Origin of the sequence: Halomonas sp. H5, from assembly GCF_050613175.1 — a bacterium.
GTDB lineage: Bacteria > Pseudomonadota > Gammaproteobacteria > Pseudomonadales > Halomonadaceae > Bisbaumannia > Bisbaumannia salifodinae.
In genome coordinates, this window is record NZ_CP192510.1 from 875,675 (window position 1) to 896,081 (window position 20,407).

At 66.8% G+C, this 20,407-nt stretch carries 17 protein-coding genes; 13 read left to right on the top strand and 4 right to left on the bottom strand.

The window, feature by feature from the left end; translation table 11 throughout:
* Positions 1-16 precede the first annotated feature (16 nt).
* The 9 genes from antC (at position 17) to kynA (ending at position 10,389) form a co-directional block, all read left to right on the top strand.
* Entirely contained in the window at positions 17-1,033 is a 1,017-nt protein-coding gene (gene antC, locus ACQ1W9_RS04085) for an anthranilate 1,2-dioxygenase electron transfer component AntC (protein ID WP_431025449.1), read from the top strand.
* Between the two features lie 80 nt (positions 1,034-1,113).
* Positions 1,114-2,049, top strand: coding sequence for a catechol 1,2-dioxygenase (gene catA / locus ACQ1W9_RS04090; protein ID WP_431025450.1), 936 nt, complete (start codon positions 1,114-1,116; stop codon positions 2,047-2,049).
* A gap of 71 nt (positions 2,050-2,120) precedes the next feature.
* Positions 2,121-3,104 (top strand): TRAP transporter substrate-binding protein, encoded by a 984-nt coding sequence (locus tag ACQ1W9_RS04095; RefSeq protein ID WP_431025451.1) that lies wholly within the window; start codon positions 2,121-2,123, stop codon positions 3,102-3,104.
* A gap of 54 nt (positions 3,105-3,158) precedes the next feature.
* A complete protein-coding gene (locus ACQ1W9_RS04100) occupies positions 3,159-3,707 on the top strand; it encodes a TRAP transporter small permease (RefSeq protein WP_431025452.1) in 549 nt (182 codons plus the stop codon).
* A complete protein-coding gene (locus ACQ1W9_RS04105) occupies positions 3,704-4,963 on the top strand; it encodes a TRAP transporter large permease (protein ID WP_431025453.1) in 1,260 nt (419 codons plus the stop codon). Before ACQ1W9_RS04100 ends, ACQ1W9_RS04105 begins: the two co-directional genes overlap by 4 nt.
* A gap of 107 nt (positions 4,964-5,070) precedes the next feature.
* Positions 5,071-6,741 carry an amidohydrolase gene (locus ACQ1W9_RS04110; RefSeq protein ID WP_431025454.1) on the top strand — a complete coding sequence of 557 codons (1,671 nt, stop codon included), beginning with the start codon at positions 5,071-5,073 and terminating at the stop codon, positions 6,739-6,741.
* Between the two features lie 167 nt (positions 6,742-6,908).
* A complete protein-coding gene (locus ACQ1W9_RS04115; RefSeq protein WP_431025455.1) occupies positions 6,909-8,120 on the top strand; it encodes a DcaP family trimeric outer membrane transporter in 1,212 nt (403 codons plus the stop codon).
* A 142-nt stretch (positions 8,121-8,262) separates the two neighbouring features.
* A complete protein-coding gene (locus ACQ1W9_RS04120) occupies positions 8,263-9,453 on the top strand; it encodes an alpha/beta hydrolase fold domain-containing protein (RefSeq protein ID WP_431025456.1) in 1,191 nt (396 codons plus the stop codon).
* Positions 9,454-9,540: 87 nt separating this feature from the next.
* Positions 9,541-10,389: a tryptophan 2,3-dioxygenase gene (gene kynA / locus ACQ1W9_RS04125; protein WP_431025457.1), complete on the top strand. Its 849-nt coding sequence runs from the start codon at positions 9,541-9,543 to the stop codon at positions 10,387-10,389.
* 61 nt (positions 10,390-10,450) lie between these two features.
* Here kynA and ACQ1W9_RS04130 read toward each other — a convergent pair whose 3' ends face one another.
* Complete coding sequence (locus tag ACQ1W9_RS04130; protein WP_431025458.1) at positions 10,451-10,918, bottom strand: Lrp/AsnC family transcriptional regulator; 468 nt, start codon at positions 10,916-10,918, stop codon at positions 10,451-10,453.
* 132 nt (positions 10,919-11,050) lie between these two features.
* Here ACQ1W9_RS04130 and kynU point away from each other — a divergent pair, with 132 nt between their 5' ends.
* From kynU to ACQ1W9_RS04150, 4 genes are all read left to right on the top strand, one after another.
* Positions 11,051-12,283: a kynureninase gene (kynU, locus tag ACQ1W9_RS04135; RefSeq protein WP_431025459.1), complete on the top strand. Its 1,233-nt coding sequence runs from the start codon at positions 11,051-11,053 to the stop codon at positions 12,281-12,283.
* A 1-nt stretch (position 12,284) separates the two neighbouring features.
* Positions 12,285-13,079: an alpha/beta hydrolase gene (locus ACQ1W9_RS04140; protein WP_431025460.1), complete on the top strand. Its 795-nt coding sequence runs from the start codon at positions 12,285-12,287 to the stop codon at positions 13,077-13,079.
* 31 nt (positions 13,080-13,110) lie between these two features.
* The gene (locus ACQ1W9_RS04145; protein WP_431025461.1) at positions 13,111-14,505 is read left to right on the top strand and encodes a sodium-dependent transporter; all 1,395 of its coding nucleotides are present in this window, start codon (positions 13,111-13,113) and stop codon (positions 14,503-14,505) included.
* Positions 14,506-14,667: 162 nt separating this feature from the next.
* On the top strand, positions 14,668-15,561 hold the full coding sequence (locus ACQ1W9_RS04150; protein WP_431025462.1) for a hypothetical protein: 894 nt from the start codon (positions 14,668-14,670) through the stop codon (positions 15,559-15,561).
* Positions 15,562-15,629: 68 nt separating this feature from the next.
* Here ACQ1W9_RS04150 and ACQ1W9_RS04155 read toward each other — a convergent pair whose 3' ends face one another.
* The 3 genes from ACQ1W9_RS04155 to ACQ1W9_RS04165 all read right to left on the bottom strand — a co-directional run bounded on the left by ACQ1W9_RS04155 (position 15,630) and on the right by ACQ1W9_RS04165 (position 20,325).
* The gene (locus tag ACQ1W9_RS04155) at positions 15,630-16,736 is read right to left on the bottom strand and encodes a histone deacetylase family protein (protein WP_431025463.1); all 1,107 of its coding nucleotides are present in this window, start codon (positions 16,734-16,736) and stop codon (positions 15,630-15,632) included.
* 214 nt (positions 16,737-16,950) lie between these two features.
* Positions 16,951-19,137, bottom strand: coding sequence for a catalase/peroxidase HPI (gene katG, locus ACQ1W9_RS04160; RefSeq protein WP_431025464.1), 2,187 nt, complete (start codon positions 19,135-19,137; stop codon positions 16,951-16,953).
* 249 nt (positions 19,138-19,386) lie between these two features.
* Entirely contained in the window at positions 19,387-20,325 is a 939-nt protein-coding gene (locus ACQ1W9_RS04165) for a LysR family transcriptional regulator (RefSeq protein WP_346061618.1), read from the bottom strand.
* Between the last annotated feature and the right edge of the window lie 82 nt (positions 20,326-20,407).

Here is a 20,407-nt window from a genome sequence, read left to right on the forward strand (position 1 = left end):
CGCTGGAGGGCGAGTCATGCACAACACAGCCGCCATCGTCTTTCGGGACGGCACCACCCGCTTCGTCAAGGTCGACAAGCATGAACTGCTGATGGATGCCGCCCAGCGCCACGGGGTCAACCTGCCGGTGGATTGCCGGGAAGGGGTCTGCGGGACCTGCCGCTGCCTGCGCGAGTCCGGCGAGGTCGATGTCGAGTACATCGACGAGGAGGCCCTGACCGAGGAGGAGATCGCCGAAGGACATGTGCTGGCCTGCCAGACTCGCCTGCGCTCCAACCAGGCCTCCTTCTACTTCGATATCGACTCCAATGTCTGCAGCGTGGCCACCGAGGTGCACGACGGCACCGTCAGCGCCGTGGAGCAGGTCTCCGACGCCGCCGCCATCCTCGAGATCAGCCTCGATGATCCCGCCCAGGCCTTGCCCTACCTGCCGGGCCAGTATGCGCGCATCGAGGTGCCGGGCTCCGACGAGTGGCGGGCCTATTCCTTCGCCACCGCGGCGGTCAAGGAGGGCAAGCTGCGTTTCCTGATCCGCCTGCTGCCCAGCGGCGTGATGAGCGACTACCTGCGCGATCGCGCCAGGGTGGGGGACGCCATCTCCCTGGAGGCCCCCCTGGGCGCCTTCTACCTGCGCGAGGTGCAGCGCCCCCTGCTGATGGTGGCCGGCGGCACCGGCCTCTCCGCCTTCCTCGGCATGCTCGAGGAACTGGCCGAGAAGGGCGAGTGCACCCAGCCGATCCGCCTCGCCTACGGGGTGACCCAGGAGCAGGACCTCAGCGAGCTGGCGCGTCTGGAGGCCTTCACCGAGACGCTTCCCGATTTCGCCTTCGAGACCATCGTGATGAACCCCTCCGAGGCCTGGCAGGGCAACAAGGGGGTGGTCTGCGATCTCTTCGATCTCGACTTCCTGGCCCGGCCCTTCGACGCTTACCTGTGCGGGCCGCCGCCGATGATCGAGGCCACCAAGCAGTGGCTGGACGAGCGTGAGGTGGGGGAGCACCGGGTGTTCTTCGAGAAGTTCGTTTCCAGTTGAGGCCCTGGCCTGCCAAGGCCCCGTCACCGGCCCCGGATGGCCCGCTCCGTCCCAAGAATGACAACGAGAGAGACTCGACCATGACCGTAAAGATTTTCGACAGCGCCGATGTCCAGAACTTCCTCAACCAGGTGGCCGGTTTCGACCAGGCCGGCGGCAACGCGCGCGCCAAGCAGATCCTGCACCGCCTGCTCGGCGACGTGTACCAGCTGATCGACGACTATGACGTCACCCCGGAGGAGTTCTGGTCGGCGGTGAGCCTGATGAACGAGCTCGGCAAGGAGACCCAGTTCGGCCTGCTGGCCCCGGGCCTGGGCTTCGATCACTACCTGGACATGCGCATGGATGCCGCCGATGCCGAGGCCGGCCTGAGCGGCGGCACGCCGCGCACCATCGAGGGCCCCCTCTATGTGGCCGGCGCCCCGGTCTGCGAGGTCGAGGCGCGCCTGGATGACGGCAGCGATACCGACAGCGAGGTGATGTGGCTGACCGGTCAGGTGCGCGACACCCAGGGCAACCCGGTGCCCCATGCCCAGGTGGAGGTGTGGCACGCCAACGCCAAGGGCGGCTACTCTTTCTTCGACCCGTCCCAGAGCGACTACCACCTGCGCCGCACCATTCTCGCCGATGCCGAGGGGCGCTATCACGCCCGCAGCATCATCCCCTCCGGCTACGGCGTGCCCCCGGGCGGCCCCACCGACCGGGTGCTCGCCGCCCTGGGCCGTCACGGCCAGCGCCCGGCGCATATCCACTTCTTCGTCTCGGCGCCGGGGCATCGCCACCTGACCACCCAGATCAACCTGGCCGGCGACGAGTACACTTGGGACGACTTCGCCTTCGCCACCCGCGAGGAGCTGGTGGTGGACGCCAAGCGCATCGAGTCGCCCAGCGAGGCGGAGCTGCGCGGCCTGAGCGGCCCCTTCACCGAGGTGGTCTTCGATATCGAACTGGCCAGGACCGAGGATCCCGAGCAGCAGGCGCGCCACAAGCGCCCCCGCGCCCTGGAAGACGGCTGAACGCCCAGCGGTATATCGCACCGGCCCGGACGGGCCGGTGCTTCAACAACACAACAATAGAGATTACCCCCATGACCAAGCTCAAGACCCTGATGACCGCCGCCGTGGCGGCGTCGCTCACCGTCACCGCCGTGACCGCCCAGGCTCGGGACTTCCGCCTCGGCCTGGTCACCCCCCAGTCGCATATCTGGAGCCAGGAGGCCGAGGGCTTCGCCGAGGCCCTGAATGAGCGCTCCGGCGGCGAGCATAGCGTCAGCATCTTCCCCGCCCAGCAGCTGGGCAACGAGGCGCAGATGGTCCAGCAGCTCCAGGCCGGCTCCCTGGACATGGCCTTCCTGACCCTCGCCGAGATCTCCAACCGCATCCCCGATTTCGGTGCCCTCTATGCGCCCTTCCTGGTGGAAGACATCGATCATGCCGCCGCCCTGCTGCGCTCCGAGGTGGCCGCCGAGATGCTCGAGGCGATGCCGGGGCAGACGGGCCTGGTGGGCGTGGGCTACGGCATGGCCGGCATGCGCCAGATCCTCAGCCGCCAGCCCATCGACAGCGCCGACGACCTGAGCGGCCTCAAGGTGCGTATCACCCCCTTCGATCCGATCCGCGACTTCTATGTGGCCGCCGGCGCCGCCCCCACGCCGCTGCCGCTGCCCGCAGTCTATGACGCCCTGGCCAATGGTCAGGTGGACGCCATCGACATGGATTACGACTCCATCCGACTGCTCGAATTCTACGAGCAGGCCGATAACCTGGTGGTCTCCAACCATATGATGTTCCCCATGGTGGCGGTGGTCTCCGGGCGGGTCTGGGGACAGCTCGACAACGCGGATCGTGAACTGATCCGCGGCGCCATGGCCGAGCATGCCGACAACATCATGAGCCACTTCCAGGAGCACCATGAGGCCTGGGGCGAGGAGCTGCGCGGCCAGGACATCACCGTCACCGAGGTGGGTCCGGACTTCTTCGCCGACGCCACCGCCGAGTGGGAGGCGATCTGGGCCCCCAAGGCGACGTACTTGCCGCTGCTGCGCGAGGCGGCCGCCGAACTGGCCGACTGACTTCCGCTGAACCCGAACCGCCCCGGCCCGGCGCCGGGGCCCCTGGAGGCCGTCATGCTCAAACGACTCTCGTCCGGCATCGCCCGGTGTGAGGGGGTGATCGCCGCGGGGCTGGCGGCGATCATCAGCCTGCTGATCCTGCTCAATATCGCCACCCGCTCGCTGGGTCATGCCCTCTACTGGACCGATGAACTGGCCATCCACGCCATGATCTGGATGACCTTCTTCACCACCTCGGTGGTGCTCAAGCGCCGCGAGGGGGTCGCCGTGACCCTGCTGGCGGATGTCTTGCCGAGTGGGTTGCGTCAGGGGCTGAACCTGCTCGTCGATATCCTGGTGCTGTTCTTCGCGCTCTTCCTGGCCGTGTTGTGCTGGCGCTGGTACGACCCGGCGACCCTGTGGGCCAGCGGCTTCGATCTCCAGGCCTTCCAGGGCGCGACCTTCAACTTCATCTACTCCGAAACCTCGCGCACGCTGGGCATCCCCAAGTTCTGGGTCTGGCTGTGCTTGCCCATCTTCGCCGTCTCGCTGAGCCTTCACGCCGTGGTCAACCTGATCGACGGCATCCAGGGCCTGGCGCGGGCGGAAAGGAGGCCCGCATGACTCTCGTCGTCTTCGCCGTGCTGTTGCTGGGGGCGGTGCCCATCGCCCTGGTGTTGGCGCTTACCGCCGCCTGGTATATCGCCGATTCCGGCAATACCCTGCTGTTCGCCTCCTATCCGCAGCAGCTCTACGGCGCCATCGAGAACTATGGCCTGCTGGCCATCCCGCTCTTTATGTTGGCCGGCGAGCTGATGAACGAGGGCGGCCTGACCCGGCGGCTGATCGACCTGGCGCGCATCCTGGTGGGGGGCTTCCGCGGTGGCCTGGTGTATATCAACCTGGTCGCCAACATGATGATGGCGGCCATCGTCGGCTCGGCGGCCTCGCAGATCGCCATCATGTCCCGGGCCATGGTCCCGGCCATGGAGAAGGACGGCTACGACAAGCCCTTCGCCGCGGCCATTACCGCCGCCGGGGGCCTGCTGTCGCCGATCATCCCGCCGTCGATGCTCTTCGTGCTCTATGGCGTCATGGCCCAGGTGCCCATCGCCGACATGTTTATCGCCGGCATCATCCCGGGGCTGCTGATGGGCGGGCTGTTTTTCCTGGCCATCGCCGCCGTGGGCCTGGTGCAACAGTATCCCCAGGGCCAGTGGCCGACCCGCGCCCAGGCCAGGCGCTACCTGCTGATGGGGCTGCCGGCCATGAGCATCCCGGTGATCATCATCGGCGGCATCCTCGCCGGCCTGGCCACGCCCACCGAGTCGGCGGCCCTGGCCTCGCTGGCGGCCCTGCTGATCGGCCGCTATGTCTACCGCGACCTGACCTTCTCCCGCCTGCCGGAGATCCTCCGACGCACCGCCTTCAATGCCGGCCTGGTGATCATGCTGATCGGCGCCGCCGGGGTCTTCGGCTGGGTGATTGTCTACGAGCAGCTGCCGCAGATGGCCGCGGCCTGGATCGCCGAGGTCACCGACAGTCCCTTCGCCTTCCTGATGCTGGTGGTGGGGATCCTGCTGCTGGTGGGGATGATCGTCGACGGCATCGCCGCGCTGATCCTGGTGGTGCCGATCCTGCTGCCCATCGCCCAGGGGCAGTTCGATATCAGCGCCTACCAGTTCGGGGTGGTGATCTGCCTGACTCTGGTGCTGGGGCTGCTGACGCCGCCGGTGGGGGCGGGGCTGTTTATCGGCTCGTCGATGACCGGGGTGCCGCCGATGCGCATCTTCCGCGCCCTCTGGCCCTTCCTGCTGATGAGCCTGCTGGCCCTGGTGCTGCTGGCCTGGCAGCCCTGGCTGACCCTGGCGCTGTTGTGAGTTTCACCGCGAAGAGGAGCCGAGCCTTTCCCTGACCAAACCGGGCCCCGAGCCGCCCGGGCGACCAACACGAAAACAACGACACAAGATCAAGGAAATTTTCCAACATGATAATAAGAAAGACGCTTTCCTGTGCGGCCCTGACGCTCGGCACGATCGGGGTGGCTTGTGCCTCCGGCGAGGTCGACCTGATTCTCCATGACGCCAAGGTGCGCACCATGGACGATGCCATCGGTGTCGCGGAGGCCGTGGCGGTGTCCGGCGACCGGATCCTGGCCGTCGGCAGCAACGAAGAGATCCTCGCCTTGCGCGATGCGGGGTCTCGCGTGATCGACCTCGACGGCCGGACCCTGATCCCCGGGCTGGTGGATACGCATCTGCACCTGGATGAGGTGGGAGAGAACCTTCAGAAGATCCCGACCAATGACCTGAGGAGCCTGAGTGTCCTGCTCGAGCGGATCGCCGCCGAAGCGGAACGCCTCCCGGAGGGAGAATGGATCGTCGGGGCGTCCGACTGGCACGAGAGTCAGCTGGCGGAGAACCGCTTCCCGAGTCGGGAAGAGCTCGATGCGGTGGCACCGAATCACCCGGTCTTCCTGCGTCGCGGCGGCATCAATGCGGTGATCAACTCAGCGGCGATGGCGGCCGCCGGCATCGACGAGGAGGATGCCGATCCCCCGGGAGGCAAGTATGACCGGGACGATAACGGGCGCTTCACGGGCTGGATCCAGAGCTTCGCGAAGGTCAATGAAATCGCCGGCCTGTTGCCTTCCCCCTCGGAAACTCAGGTACGCGCCAACTTTGTCGCCGCCATGGCGGCCCTGTCCCGCCGCGGCGTGACCACCGTCCGTTCGCAGCACGTCTCTCCCGATCATCTGGCCTCCTGGCGCTCCGTCGTCGATGACGGCGAGCATAGCCTCCGCGGGGTGGCGATGATGGCCATCAATCCGCGCGCCCCCCTGGAGCAGGATATCGCCCTGCTCGACGAGCACGGGATCTCGCCGGGCATGGGCGATGATGACCTGCGCGTGGGTGGGCTGAAGGCCACCTATGACGGCGGGGTGGAAACCGCGCTGCTGCGGGAGGACTACGCCAATATCCCCGGGTTCCGGGGGATCGAGGTGACCCCCCTGGACAAGATCGAGGGACTCTCGGCCTTCGCCTGTGAAAACGGCTGGGGACTCTCCGTGCATGCGATCGGCGGCCAGGCGATCACCAATGTGCTGAATGCCTGGGGCGAATTGAACGAGCACTGCCCGGTGGCCGGGCTCGGCTGGGGGCTCGAACACCCCTACCTGCCCAAGGCGTCGGATCTCGAGCGCATGCGTGAGCTGAGTATCACGCCCCATACCCAGGCGCCGCATAACTATACCCTGGGCTCCGGTTTCCTGGAGTTCTGGGGCGAGGAGCGGACGCATCGCTCCATCCCCAACCGCACCTATATCGATGCCGGCCTCTTGCCGGCGGCGGGCACCGACGCACCGGTGGCGCCCTTCGACCCCTTCCTCGCCATGTGGGTCGAGGTCACTCGCCAGACGGCGGCGGCGGGCGTGCTGGGGGCCGAGGAGGCCGTGACGCCCGAGGAGTCGCTGCGGATGCATACCCTCTGGGCCGCGCAAGGGCTGGGTATGGAAGACCGTATCGGCTCCATTTCCCCCGGCAAGTATGCCGATATGGTGGTGGTCTCGGAGGACCCCATCACCCTGGATCCCGAATCCCTCCGGGATATCGCGATCGAGTGGACTTTCTTCTCCGGGGAAGTAGTTCACCAGAACTGATATTTGACTCTTTATTGGTCCGACATCGTCGGGGGTTATTAGCGGTTTTTGATAATCCCTGATGATGCCGGTGGCTGCCGCGTGCTGATAAGGAGGTGTAGCTAACGATAATAAATAAGCGCTTCTGTTTTTCTTGATAAGTAAAATACAACAATCTGGGATCTCTGATGAAATTCAAAAAAAATGTAGTGCTGGCCGCGATGCTGCCGGCGGGGCTGGTCTTTGCTCAAAATTCCCTGGCGTATGATGTGGTGCCGGCCGGACAGCCGGTGGTGACCGGCGAGCCGAGCCGCGTCGGCGCCCCCTGGAATCATCGCTCCACTTTCAATATTCCCGGCACCAATACCGATGTGGCCTTCGGTGGCTATATCAAGCTGGACGCACTCTACGACCTTGATTATGACCAGGGCATCGTTACCGACCCGTTCTCGGTAACCGACGAGGACAACAAGACCTCCGGAAGAACGACCTTTACCGCCGCCGAGAGCCGGCTGAACTTCCGGACGCAGACGCATACCGACCAAGGGACGATCAGTACCTATGTGGAGGGGCACTTCGTTCCCGATGAGTCATTCAATCTGCGCCATGCCTACGGGGAGTTCGGTGGTTTCCTGGCCGGTAAGACATGGAGCAACTTCATGCAGATGGTCGGTTCTCCACGTACGCTGAAGCTGGGTAACCCGATCGGCTATACCTTCGAGCGTCAGCCCCAGGTGCGCTATACATGGCGTGGTGACAACGGCTTCTTCGCCGTGGCCCTGGAAGACTCGAATACCTCCGTGGTGTCCAGTGCCGGGATCCCGGTGGCCTCGGAGTCTCCTCTGCCCGACCTGACGCTTCGCTATCAGTACGGCCGCAGCTTCGGCATCTCGGGGATCGTGCGCGAACTGGCCACCAACGAATATCAGGCCGCGGTCGATGACAGCACCCTGGGGTACGGGATCGTGGCGCGGGCCGCCCTTCCCCTGGGGGATCGCCTGGTATTGAAGGGTAACACCATGCTGGGGAGTGGCCTGGGCAACTACCTCAATGTGATTCCCGAGGCCGCGGAGGCGATGCGCACCCCGGATGCCGTCATCGTCGGGAATCGCCTCGAGAGCGTCGACTTCCAGAGCTATGGCGCCTCGCTGGAGTATCGCTGGACCCAGGACTGGTCGAGCGCCATCGGTACCTCTTACCTGACCCAGGACCTGCCGGAGAACGTCGCCGGCCTGCAGGGCTTCGTCGACAATATGCAGTTCTCCTACGCCAACCTGATCTGGGACGTCAATGAGCGCCTGGCGGTCGGTGCCGAGTTCCAGTACACCGAACTGGAGCGGCTGAATGGGGAAAGCCTCGACGCCAGCCGCATTCAGGCCAGTGCCCTCTTCCAGTTCTGATCGCAGCGTTCTCCGTCCTTACTGGGAGCTTTTCGGCTCCTGACCTCTGCTCGCTTTGTGCCAGCCAATCGGCTGGCACTTTTTATATGCGGAAAGTGCTTGGCTTCTATCTAGTTGGACACCTTACTCGGGAGAATCCCCCATGAAAAAGCGCGAGTCAGTATCCGATATCACGGTGGAGATGGCGCTGAAGGCTGCCAGCACAGATTGGCAAGCCGATATTGAGGCGGCCTTCCGGGAGGCGCTGGTGACGCTGCTCGGGCGCCTCAAGGCGGTAGGTGGCTCCCCGGCCGGGATGCGTCACCTCTCGGTGACATCACCGGCGGGGCGCCTGGACCCTCGTCTTCCGGCCTGCGATCGCCTCTGGCGCGAGGTCTTCGGTGGCTTCAAGCCGGCCTCCTTCGCCATCGAGGCGACATCGGCGCCACGAGTGATATTGTCACTGGAGCTGGAGGAGGAGACGGCAGCATCACCGAGTGACGCGCCGGTCTGGCGGGGGTTGGCGGCGGCGGCGGTCAATACGGCCTACAGCGCTCGGGTGGCCGTTCCCGACCACCTCGATATTTTCGTGCGTTGGCGGGAGGCGGGTGAACGCTTCCTGGCGACCCGCAAGGTATCTCGTGACCTGCCCTATGGTCAGGCAGGGCTGCAGCGCTTCGATTTCTTCCCCGCGTCACGACCGCAGGCTCCCCTGTTGATCTTTATTCATGGCGGCTACTGGCAGGCCATGGACAAGGCCGAGCATGCTCCGCTGCTGGCCGGGCATCTGGCCGCGGGCTGGGCCGTGGCGGTGCTCAACTATCGCCTGTGTCCCGAGGTCACCATCGCCGATCAGGTCGAGGACGTGCGCCAGGCCCTGCGCCATCTATGGCATGGGGCCGAACGCTACGGCATCGATCGGAAATGCATCCAGGTCGTCGGTCATAGTGCCGGCGGACACCTGGGAGCCTGCCTGGTCAGTAGCGACTGGCCGACCCTGGACCCGGATATGCCGGCGACCCCGATTCGTGCCGCCTTGCTGATCAGCGGCATCTTCGACCTCGAGCCGATGCGCCATATGAGTTTCGGGCCGTTGCTCGGCCTGCCGGATGAGAAGACGGCCCGGGCGCTGAGTCCGCTGTTGACCGCCCCCAACCCCGGATTACGCCTGCATCTGGCCGTCGGGGAGCGGGAGAGCGAGGCCTTCCATTGGCAGTCTCGGGAGCTCGCCCGGCGCTGGGGCGAGCGACTCGAAGGCATCGAGGTGTCGAGCGTGGCCGATACCCATCATTTCTCGGTGCTGGAGGCCCTGTCGAGCGGGGCGCTGTTGCGGACCTCCCTGGCCCTGGCATGATTCCGTGGCACCGTTGAGGCGCCCCCTGGCCCGCCGCCCGGGATGGGCGCACCATAAGATGATCCATCAGCAGACGAGGAGGGGACGATGAGCAAGCCACGGCGGGGCCGCACCTCGGTGAGCCTGGATGATGAGGGCGTGCACTGGGACCAGGAGATGAGCTACGGCCAGTATCTGAGCCTGGAGCCGCTGCTGGCCTGCCAGACGCCCCTGACCGACGAGCATGACGAGATGCTGTTTATCGTCATTCACCAGGTCTCCGAGCTGTGGCTCAAGCAGTGTCTCCACGAGGCCCATGCGGCGGCGGCGCATATCGCCGCCGACCAACTGAGGCCCGCCTTCAAGATGCTGACCCGGATGGCGCGCATCCAGGAGCAGATGATCCAGGCCTGGGAGGTGCTGGCCACCCTGACCCCGGCCGACTATGCGCGCTTTCGCGACAGCCTGGGTCAGAGCTCCGGCTTCCAGTCCTATCAGTATCGCGAGCTGGAGTTCCTGCTGGGCAACAAGCATCCCGCCCTGGTGGAGGTGCATCGCGGCCACCCCGAGCACTACCGGCGCCTCACCCGGGTGCTCCAGGCCCCCAGCCTCTACGATACCTGCCTGCAACTACTGGCCCGGCGCGGCTTCGCCCTGCCCGATGCGGTGCTGAATCGCGATTGGGCCGAGCCCTATGCGGCGTCTCCCGAGGTGGAATCGGCCTGGGCCGAGGTCTATGCCGACACCGAGCATTACTGGGACCTCTACGAGCTGGCCGAGAAGCTGGTGGACACCGAATACCACTTCCAGCAATGGCGCTTCAGCCATATGAAGACGGTGCAACGAATCATCGGCCACAAGCCCGGCACCGGCGGCACCAGCGGCGTCGGCTACCTCGCCAAGGCCCTGGAGCTGACCTTCTTCCCCGAGCTCTGGTCGGTGCGTACCCGGATGTAGGCTGATAACGGGCGCCGACGGCGAACGCCTGCGACGATACCGACTCCCTCGGCTGGCCCCCTCAGGACATTACCTTGAGGGGGCCGCCCTCCTTGAGGGTGTTCATGGCCACCTGGGTGGCGATATCGCGGATGCCCTCCATGGGGCTGATGGTGGTGGAGAGGAAGTGGGAGAGCTCGGCGAGGTCCGCCACCCGCACCTTGAGGATAAAGTCGTGGCTGCCGGTCACGGCATGGCAGTCGATCACCTCGTCCCGGGCCAGCAGCTCCGCCACGGCGTCCCTGGGCGAGGCCATGCGGCCCTTGTCCACCGAGAGGAAGATAAAGGCGGTGACCTTGAGCCCCAGGGCCTCCGGGGCGAGGCGCAGGTCGTGTCCCAGGATGACCCCGTTCTCCTCCAGGCGGGCGATGCGTCGCGAGCACTGGCTGGGGGAGAGGTTGACCGCCTCCGCCAGGCTGGCCAGGGTCAGGCGGGCGTCCCGCTGCAGGGCGTGAAGAATCCGCCGATCGAACCTATCAAGGGTTTCCATGTGTGTGAAATCTCTTATTGGCGCAATAATTTTGCATAACCTGAGCCATTGACGCCAGAGAACGCAAGCCTTTCCCGGCTCGTCTCTCCTAGAATTTGGGACAGCTTCATCACCCGATTCCCTGGAGGCCCCATGACCCCGACCCTGGATAGCGTTCGTGAACTGGATCGCCGCGATCCCCTGGCCGCTTTCAAGGCCCGCTTCGCCCTGCCCGAGGGCGTGCTCTATCTGGATGGCAACTCCCTGGGGGCCCAGCCCCGGGCCGCTCGGGAGGCGCTGGATGCTACCCGGGATCAGTGGCGTGACGAGCTGATCAAGGGTTGGAATCAGGGCTGGTTCGATGCCCCGGAGCGCCTGGGCGACCTCGTGGCGCCACTGATCGGCGCCGGGCCCGGCGAGGTGGTCGTCAGCGACAATATCACCCTGAATATCTTCAAGCTGTTGGGCTATATCACCGAGTCCCGGGGGCGCGCGCGGCCGGTGATCCTCAGCGAGGGCGGCAACTTCCCCACCGATGGCTATATCGCCCAGGGGCTGTGCCGCTTCGCCGGCCTCGAGCATCGGGTACTGCCTGAGGGGGCGGCGCTGGCCGACTACCTGGACGAGCGGGTCGCCGCCGTGGTGCTGAGCCAGGTCAACTACCGCACCGGGCGTCAGCGCGATATGGCCGCCATCACCGCCCAGGTGCATGAGCAGGGCGCCGAGATCGTCTGGGACCTGGCTCACTCCGCCGGGGCCCTGCCGGTGGACCTGCATGGCTGTGGCGCCCGCTATGCGGTGGGCTGCACCTACAAGTACCTCAACGGCGGCCCCGGGGCCCCGGCCTTTCTCTATGTGCACCAGGAGCACCAGGATGGTGGCTGGCAGCCGCTCTCCGGCTGGCATGGCCATGCCGCGCCTTTCGCCTTCGACGGCGACTATGCCCCGGCCCCGGGCATCACCCGCTTTCGCAGCGGCACCCACTCGGCGCTGATCTACGCTCCCCTGGAGGCCTCATTGCGGCTCTGGCAGGAGGTCGATATGACCGCCCTGCGGGAGAAGAGCCTGGCATTGGGCGAGCTGTTCCGCGACTGTCTGGCCGACCTGCTCGAGGCCGAGGGCATCGAGGACATCACCCCGCCCCGGGCCGAGCGTGGCAGCCAGGTGGCTTTTATTCATCGCGACAACGGCTATGCCATCGTCCAGGCGCTGATCGCCCGGGGCGTGATCGGCGACTACCGGGAGCCCGGGCTGATGCGCTTCGGCTTTACGCCCCTCTACCTCAGCTACGAGGACGTCTGGCAGGCGGCCCGGCACTTCCGCGAGGTGGTGGAGAATCGCGAGTACCTGGAAGCGCGTTTCCGGGTGCGCGCGGAGGTCACCTGAGATGGGCCTCGATCAGGATCGTGCCGCGCGGGAGCGGGCCTACTCGCCGAGCCGCTGGGCCCGGGACGTCGAGGCGAGCCTGGCGCGCCAGGCCGAGCTAGGCGCCCGGCTGCGCGAGCGTCATCCGCCGAGGCGCCTGAGCTATGGGGCGGGGCCGCGGGAAGGCCTCAACCTCTTCCTCCCCGAGGGGCAAGGGCCCTGGCCGCTGATGGTCTTCCTGCACGGCGGCTATTGGCAGGAACTGGACGCCGCGGCCACCGACTTCATGGCCGTGCCCTGGCTGGGACGGGGCTGGGCCTTCGCCTCCCTGGACTACCCCCTGGCGCCGGGCGCCTCCCTCGAGACCATGGTGACGGCCTGCCGCCAGGGCATGGCGGCCCTGCGCCGCGAGGCGAACGCCCTGGGGCTGGATGGCCGCCTCCACCTGGGCGGTCATAGCGCCGGGGCCCAGCTGGCGCTGATGAGCTGCCTGGGGGAGGGGCGCCTGAGTGGCATCGAGTCGCTCTGGCTGATCAGCGGCATCTATGACCTGCGCCCCCTGGTGGGCACCTATATCGATGCCCCCCTGGGACTGGATCATGAGCGGGCCGAACGCCTCAGCCCCCTGTGTCAGGATCTGCGGGGCCTGCCGCCGCTGTGCCTGGTGCATGGCGAACTCGACCCGCCCGCCTTCCGCGCCCAGGGCGAGGCGCTCTATGAGCGTGCCCGGGCGGCCGGGGTGGCGGTGGAGCTCTGCCCGCTGCCCGACTGCGATCACTTCGACATCCTCGAACGGCTCGATGCGCTGCCGCGCTGAGCCGACTCCTAAACCCGGTGAGATAACTCCAATGACAATATCGCAAGCCAAGCGCGCCGCCGCGGCCTCTCCCTCCGACGCGCCCAGCGGGCGCGCCCAGTTCTCCAGCCGCTTCGGCTTCCTGATGGCCGCCGCCGGCGCGGCGGTGGGCCTCGGCAATGTGTGGAGCTTTCCCTCCATGGCCGCCAACAACGGCGGCGGCGCCTTCCTGCTGGCCTATGTGGTGATGGCCTTTATCCTCGCCTATCCGGCGCTGATGGCGGAGCTGACCCTGGGACGCTATGCCCAGAGCGGCGTTATCAATGCCATGGGCCGGGTGGGGGGGCGTGGCCTGCCACGGCGCCTGGGGCAGGGGGTCGGCGGCCTGGCGCTGCTGGCCGCCTGCCTGGGGCAGGCCTTCTATGCCATCGTCACCGGCTGGCTGATCGGCTACGCGCTATTGCCGCTCTCCCGGCTACTCGGCCTGGAGGGGGCGACGGCCTGGCTCGCCGAAGGGAGCTTCTGGCGGGACTGGAGCCTGACCCTGGCGGCCATGGTGATTACCGCGGCGGTGGTCTTGGCCGGGGTGAACCAGGGCATCGAGCGCTGGACCAAGCGGCTGATGCCGCTGCTGCTGGTGATGATGCTGGGGCTGATCGCGGTGATGCTGAGCTTCCCCGGCGCCGGCGAGGGGGTCAAGGCCTACCTGGTGCCGGACCTGTCTCGGATCGATGGACAGCTGCTGCTGGACGCCATGGGCCAGGCCTTCTTCTCGCTCTCCATCGGCGTCGGCGCCATGGTGGTCTACGGCTCCTACCTGAGCCGCGAGGCCAATCTGCCCCGGGTCGGCGCCCAGGTGATGCTGATCGACATGGGCGTGGCCTTCGTCGCCGGCCTGCTGATCATTCCGGCCATGTTCGTGGCCCATGGCCTGGGGGTGGAGGTCTTCAACGAGGCCGGCGAGCTGCAGAGCTCGGCGACCCTGCTGTTTATGGTAATGCCGGCCATGTTCGAGGCCATGGGGGCGCCGGGGCTGGGCCTGGAGCTTGTCTTCTTCGTGCTGCTGGCCATTGCCGCCCTGACCTCCATGTTCCCGGTACTGGAGGTGCCGGTCTCGACCCTCGAGGAAACCGGCCTGATCCGCCGTCGCCCGGCCACCTGGCTGATGGCAGCACTCACCTTCGTTATCGCCAGCCTGATCCTGGCTTACTTCGAGCCGCTGTTCGACTGGGCCATCACCCTGACCATCAGCTACAGCATGCCACTGGTGGGGGGATTGGTGTGCGTCTATGTGGGCTGGTTGCTGTCGCGCCATGCCAAGCTCCAGGAGCTGCGCCAGGGGGCCCCGGAGATCGAGCGTACCCTGTTCTGGAAGCTCTGGCCCTGGTATATCCGCCTGGTCTGTCCGCTGCTGATCCTGGTGGTGATGGTGCGCAGCCTGGCCTGAGCCGGTCGTGTTGCCGCTCTTCGCCGTCAGGATGGTGCACCGTCCCGCAGCAGAGGTGGCTATGCTGAAAGTGGTGAGCAGCAAAGCGGCCGTGAACCCCTGTGAGGCAGCTGCTGGAGTTCATCGCCCTCATGGAGACCTTCAGCGAGGTACCCCCGGGCCATGGCACGAGGATATCGGCGACCAGGCCGGAAGCCTGCCGTCCGGTGGCTGGCGATTCTGCTCTGGGTCTGCCTGGCCGGCGTCCTGTCGGCCCAGGCCCAGGACAACTGGCTGCGCGATAGCTGGCGCGAGGTGATCGCCGCCTCGCCCTTCGACGAGCCCCTGGCGGTGGCGTCCGAGGCGCGCCCCTACTCGGTGAGTGGCAGCGTGAACGCCCGCCTCGAATGGCCCTTCGCGGAGCTCGCCGAGGCGTTCGGCTCGCCGGTGGCCTGGTGCCAGGTGCTTATCCTGCACCTCAACGTCAAGGGCTGCTTCCATGACGCGGCGGTCGACGAGGCTGCGCTACGGCTCTATGTGGGCCGCCGGCACTACGAGCCCCTGGCCGGTGCCGAACGCCTCGATCTGCGCCTGCGGCGGGTCGCCGAGGGGCCCATCTACCTGGAGATGGTGCTGGAGGGGGATCGGGGACCCTACGGCACCCGGGCCTTCCGCCTGCAGCTGCGTGCCGTGCCTGACCTCGACGGGGCCAGCCTGGTGCAACTGCGTTACTCCCTGGTGTACGGCATGACGGCGCGCCTCGCCCTGCGCGGTTACTTCGCCTTCGGTGGCCAAGACCGGGTGGGGTTCAGCGAGGAGCCGGGTGAGGATGGCCGACCGCGCCCGGTGGGCGGCATGCGGGGCATGATCGAGCGCAACGTCATGCGTTTCTACCTGGCCCTGGTGGCCCATCTGGAGACCCGGACGCTGCCCGAGGCGGAGCGGCTGGAGGCCAGCTTGTCCCGCTGGTTTGCCCTCACCGAGCGCTATCCCGAGCAGTTGCGCGAGATCGATCGTGCCGACTACCTGGAGATGAAGCGCCGCGAGCAGGCGCGGCAGCGTCGCGGCGCCGAATAATGAGAAGAGCGTACCCCGTATCGGCGAAGGCGCCATGCCGGGTACATGGCGGTGGAGCCGGCCCCGGCTCAGTCCGGGGGTGGTTCGACGAAGGCACCGCGGTGAAAGGCCGCCGCGGCCGCGACCTCGGCGAGGCCGCGCTGGCCGGGTTCCGGCGGCTCGTCGCCGGCCAGCACCCGCAGCACCGCCCTGACGCCGCGTGACAGCGAGATCAGGTTGTAGCCACCCTCCAGCACGAAAACCAGGCGCTCCTGGCAGTGCCGGCGGGCCAGGGCCTTGAGGATGCCGGTCATGGCGGCGAAGCCGTCATAGGAGACCTCCATGGCCAGGTCATGGCTGTGCGGATCGAAACCGGTCGAGACCAGGATCAGGTCGGGCCGGAACCAGTCGGCCGCGGGTACCAGGATCTCGCGAAAGGCCTTGAGGTAGGCGGCGTCGCCGGCGTCGGAGGGGAGGGGAACATTGACGTTGGTGCCATCCCCCAGGCCCATGCCGATCTCTTCGAGATTCCCCGTGCCGGGATAGAAGGGGGCGGCGCGGTGCAGGTCGAAGAACAGCACATCCGGGTCGGCCCAGAAGATATCCTGGGTGCCGTTGCCGTGATGGGCATCCCAGTCGACGATCATCACGCGCCGGCAGCCCAGGGCGGTGCGGGCATGCGCGGCGGCCACCGCCACGTTGTTGAACAGGCAGAAGCCGCGGGCGCGCACCGGCTCGGCGTGGTGCCCGGGGGGTCTCACCAGCGCGAAGCTGCTCGCGGCTCGTCCCGCGACGACGGCCTCGACGGCGGCGATCGCCGTGCCGGCGGCCACCTCGGCGGCGTCGACGCTACCGGGCGACACGGCCGTGGTGTCCACATCCAGCCAGGCGCTCTGGCCGCGCAGCGCGAAGATATGGTCCAGGTAGGAGCTGGTATGCACACGCCCCAGCTGCTCCCGCGTCGCCACCCTGCCGGACTCGAAGGCCACGCCGGGAAGCGGCTCGAGCTCCAGGAGGCGCCGGATGGCGGTGAGCCTGGCGGGGTGTTCCGGATACTTCCAGGGGACGCCCAGTCCCGACAGCAGCGAGCGGATACGATCGTCCATGCGGCCCGGCAGGAAAGGCACCTCGATATCCGGTTCATGGGCCAGCATTCGCTCGTCATAGAAGACGATCACGCTGTTTTCGTCGGCCACGATGCAGGCTCCCCGGGTGTGCGGCGAAAAGGACGATTCAGGCAAGTGCCTGGCTACAGCATAGACGGGGCTGGAGTCGTCGGACGGAGCGAGCGTCGGCGAGCTCGCCGGACACCAGGCAGTCCGGCAGGCGCTCGCCCCGGCGGGGTATCCAGACGGCAAGACGCCCGGGCCAGGGCCCAGGCGTCTGCTTTTTCCCTGGCGGATCGCCTCCTCAGCGGTCGCCGAGCTTCTCCACGTCGAAGCGGTCGGCGTTCATCACCTTGGTCCAGGCCTTGACGAAGTCCTTGACGAACTTCTCCTGGCTGTCGTCCTGGGCATAGACCTCGGCGTAGCTGCGCAGGATGGAGTTGGAGCCGAACACCAGGTCGGTACGGGTGGCGGTCCACTTCACCTGGTCGCTCTGGCGGTCGCGAATCTCGTAGAGGCCGTCGCCCGTCGGCACCCAGCGGTAGGCCATGTCGGTCAGGTTGACGAAGAAGTCGTTGGTCAGCTGACCCTGCCGATCGGTGAAGACGCCGTGCTGGGTACCGCCATGGTTGGTGCCCAGCATGCGCATGCCGCCGATCAGCACGGTCATCTCCGGCGCCGTCAGGCCCAGCAACTGGGCGCGGTCGAGGAGCAGCTCCTCCGGCTTGACCACATACTCCTTCTTCTGCCAGTTGCGGAAGCCGTCGGCCACGGGCTCCAGGTATTCGAAGGAAGCGGCATCGGTCATCTCCTCGCTGGCGTCGCCGCGACCGGGCACGAAGGGCACCAGGATGTCGTGGCCCGCGGCCCGGGCCGCCTGCTCGATACCCACGCTACCGCCGAGGACGATCAGGTCGGCGATGCTGGCGCCGGTCTCGGCGGACAGGCCCTCGTAGACCTTGAGCACCTTGGCCAGGCGGGTCGGCTCGTTGCCTTCCCAGTCCTTCTGCGGCGCCAGGCGGATGCGCGCGCCGTTGGCGCCGCCGCGCATGTCGGAGCCACGGAAGGTGCGGGCGCTGTCCCAGGCGGTGCTGACCAGATCGGCCACGGAGAGGCCGCTCTCGGCGATCTTCTGCTTGGCCGCCTCGATGGAGTAGTTGGCGTTGCCGGCGGGGATCGGATCCTGCCAGATCAGGTCCTCGGCGGGGACTTCCGGACCGATATAGCGCGGCTTGGGTCCCATGTCCCGGTGGATCAGCTTGAACCAGGCGCGGGCGAAGGCGTCCTGGAAATGCGCCGGATCCTTGCGGAACGCTTCCATGTACTCCCGGTAGATGGGGTCCATCTTCATGGCCATGTCCGCATCGGTCATGATCGGGTTGTGGCGCATGGACGGATCGCTGGCATCGACCGGCTTGTCCTCCTCCTTGATATCGACGGGCTCCCACTGGTAGGCGCCGGCGGGGCTCTTCCTCAGCTCCCACTCGTGGTTGAGCAGCATGTCGAAGTAGCCCATGTCGAACTGGGTGGGGTGGGTGGTCCAGGCCCCTTCGATCCCCGAGGTGACGGCCTTGGCCGCCTTGCCCTGCATGTTGGGGTTGTGCCAGCCTAGGCCCTGCTCGTGGACGTCGGCGGCCTCCGGCTCGGGGCCCAGCGCCTCGGCATCGCCGTTACCGTGGGTCTTGCCGACGGTGTGGCCACCGGCGGTGAGGGCGGCGGTCTCCTCGTCATTCATCGCCATGCGGGCGAAGGTCTCGCGCACCTGCTCGGCGGTCTTCAGGGGATCGGGCTGGCCGTTGACGCCCTCCGGGTTGACGTAGATCAGGCCCATCTGCACCGCGGCCAGGGGGTTCTCCATGGTGTCCGGCTTCTCGACATTGCCGTAGCGCTCGTCGGAGGGCGCCAGCCACTCCTTCTCGGCGCCCCAATAGATGTCTTTTTCCGGATGCCAGATGTCCTCGCGGCCAAAGGAGAAACCGAAGGTCTTCAGGCCCATGGACTCGTAGGCCTCATTGCCGGCGAGGATGATCAGGTCGGCCCAGCTGATCTTGTTGCCGTACTTCTTCTTGATCGGCCACAGCAGGCGCCGGGCCTTGTCGAGGCTGGCGTTGTCCGGCCAGCTGTTGAGGGGGGCGAAACGCTGGTTGCCGGTGCCGCCGCCGCCGCGGCCGTCGGCGATCCGGTAGGAGCCCGCCGCGTGCCAGGCCATGCGGATCATCAGGCCGCCATAGTGGCCCCAGTCCGCCGGCCACCAGGACTGGCTGTCGATCATCAGGGCGTGCATGTCCTTCTTCAGCGCCGCGAAGTCGAGCTTCCTGACCTCCTGGCGATAGTCGAAGTCCTCTCCCATGGGGTCGGTCTTGCGGTCATGCTGGTGGAGGATGTCCAGGTTCAGGGACTCCGGCCACCAGTCCGTGTTGGAATGGCCGCTGACGGTCAGGCCACCGTGCATGACCGGGCACTTGCCGGTGCTGCTGTGTTGGTCGCTCATTGCTCTCTCCGTTCCTCTCTAGTCATCATGGCCGCTCGGGGGGTGCCTCACTAGTCATAGATGAGAAGCGCCGACCTGAACAATGCGCCGAGTCAACTCGGAGTCACTCGGGCATCGGTGGCGCCTCCCCTCGTCCTCTCTATAAAGCTAAGTGTCGGACCGGGAAGCCGCCATTTTTCTTTGTCGAAGGCCTTGATAGCCAAAGTTTATCAAGAAAAGACGATATACCGATGACGGCTCATCAATACCTTAGGGCTCGGGAATCACCAGGGTGGCCGACTCGCCCATCAGGAAGTCACGGTTGAGCTCGAGGGCCTCGCGCAGGTAGTCCCACAGCAGCCGCACCCGGGCCAGCTGGCGCTGCTCCTGGCGGGCGGTGATCCAGAACTGGCGCACCACTTCCACCTCGTCGTCGAGCACCGGGGCCAGGGCCGGCGCCGGCTCGGCCAGGAAACAGGGCAGCACCGCCAGGCCGGCCCCCTGCAGGGCGGCGCTGTACTGGGTGGTGACGCTGGTGCTGCGGATCGCCATCTGCGGCGGCTGGCCGACCCGGGCCGGGTCGAGCAAGGGCTCCAGGTAGCTGAGCTGGTCGCTGAAGATCAGGTCATCCACATAGCCGATCAGTCGATGGCGGCCCAGCTCGGCGAGGCGCTCGGGACGACCGCGGCGAGCCAGGTAGTCGCGGCTGGCATAGAGGCGCAGCCGGTAGTCGCAGAGTCGCGAGACCACCAGGCCGGGACTCGCGGGGCGCTCGACGGTGATCGCCAGGTCCGCCTCGTGGCGGCTCAGGTTGACTACCCGGGGCAGGGCGAGGAGGTCGAGGGTCAGCCCCGGGTGGCGGTCGCCGAAGGCGGCCAGCAGGGGCGCCACCACCCAGGTGCCGAAGCCTTCGGTGACGCCCAGGCGAATCTGGCCGCTGAGGCGACGATTCTGGTCGCTGAGCCCCTCCACCGCCTCCAGGGCGTGGCGGCTCATCTCCTCGGCATGGGCCAGCAGCCGCTGCCCCGCCTCGGTGAGGCGGTAGCCATGGGTGCTGCGCTCGAAGAGCTGGGTATTGAGCTTCTCTTCGAAGCGCCGGGTACGCCGCGACAGGGTGGAGTGGTCCAGGCCCAGGCGCCGGGCCGCCTCGGTGAGGCGCTGGCAGCGCGCCACCTCCAGGAAGAGTTGTATGTCCTGCCAGTCCAGCATGCTCACCTCGACGGGGCTCGTTGTGCATCAGTGCACAAGCAATGTGCGGCCCTGGCCATTGTCTGTCAATCCACCCCCTGCC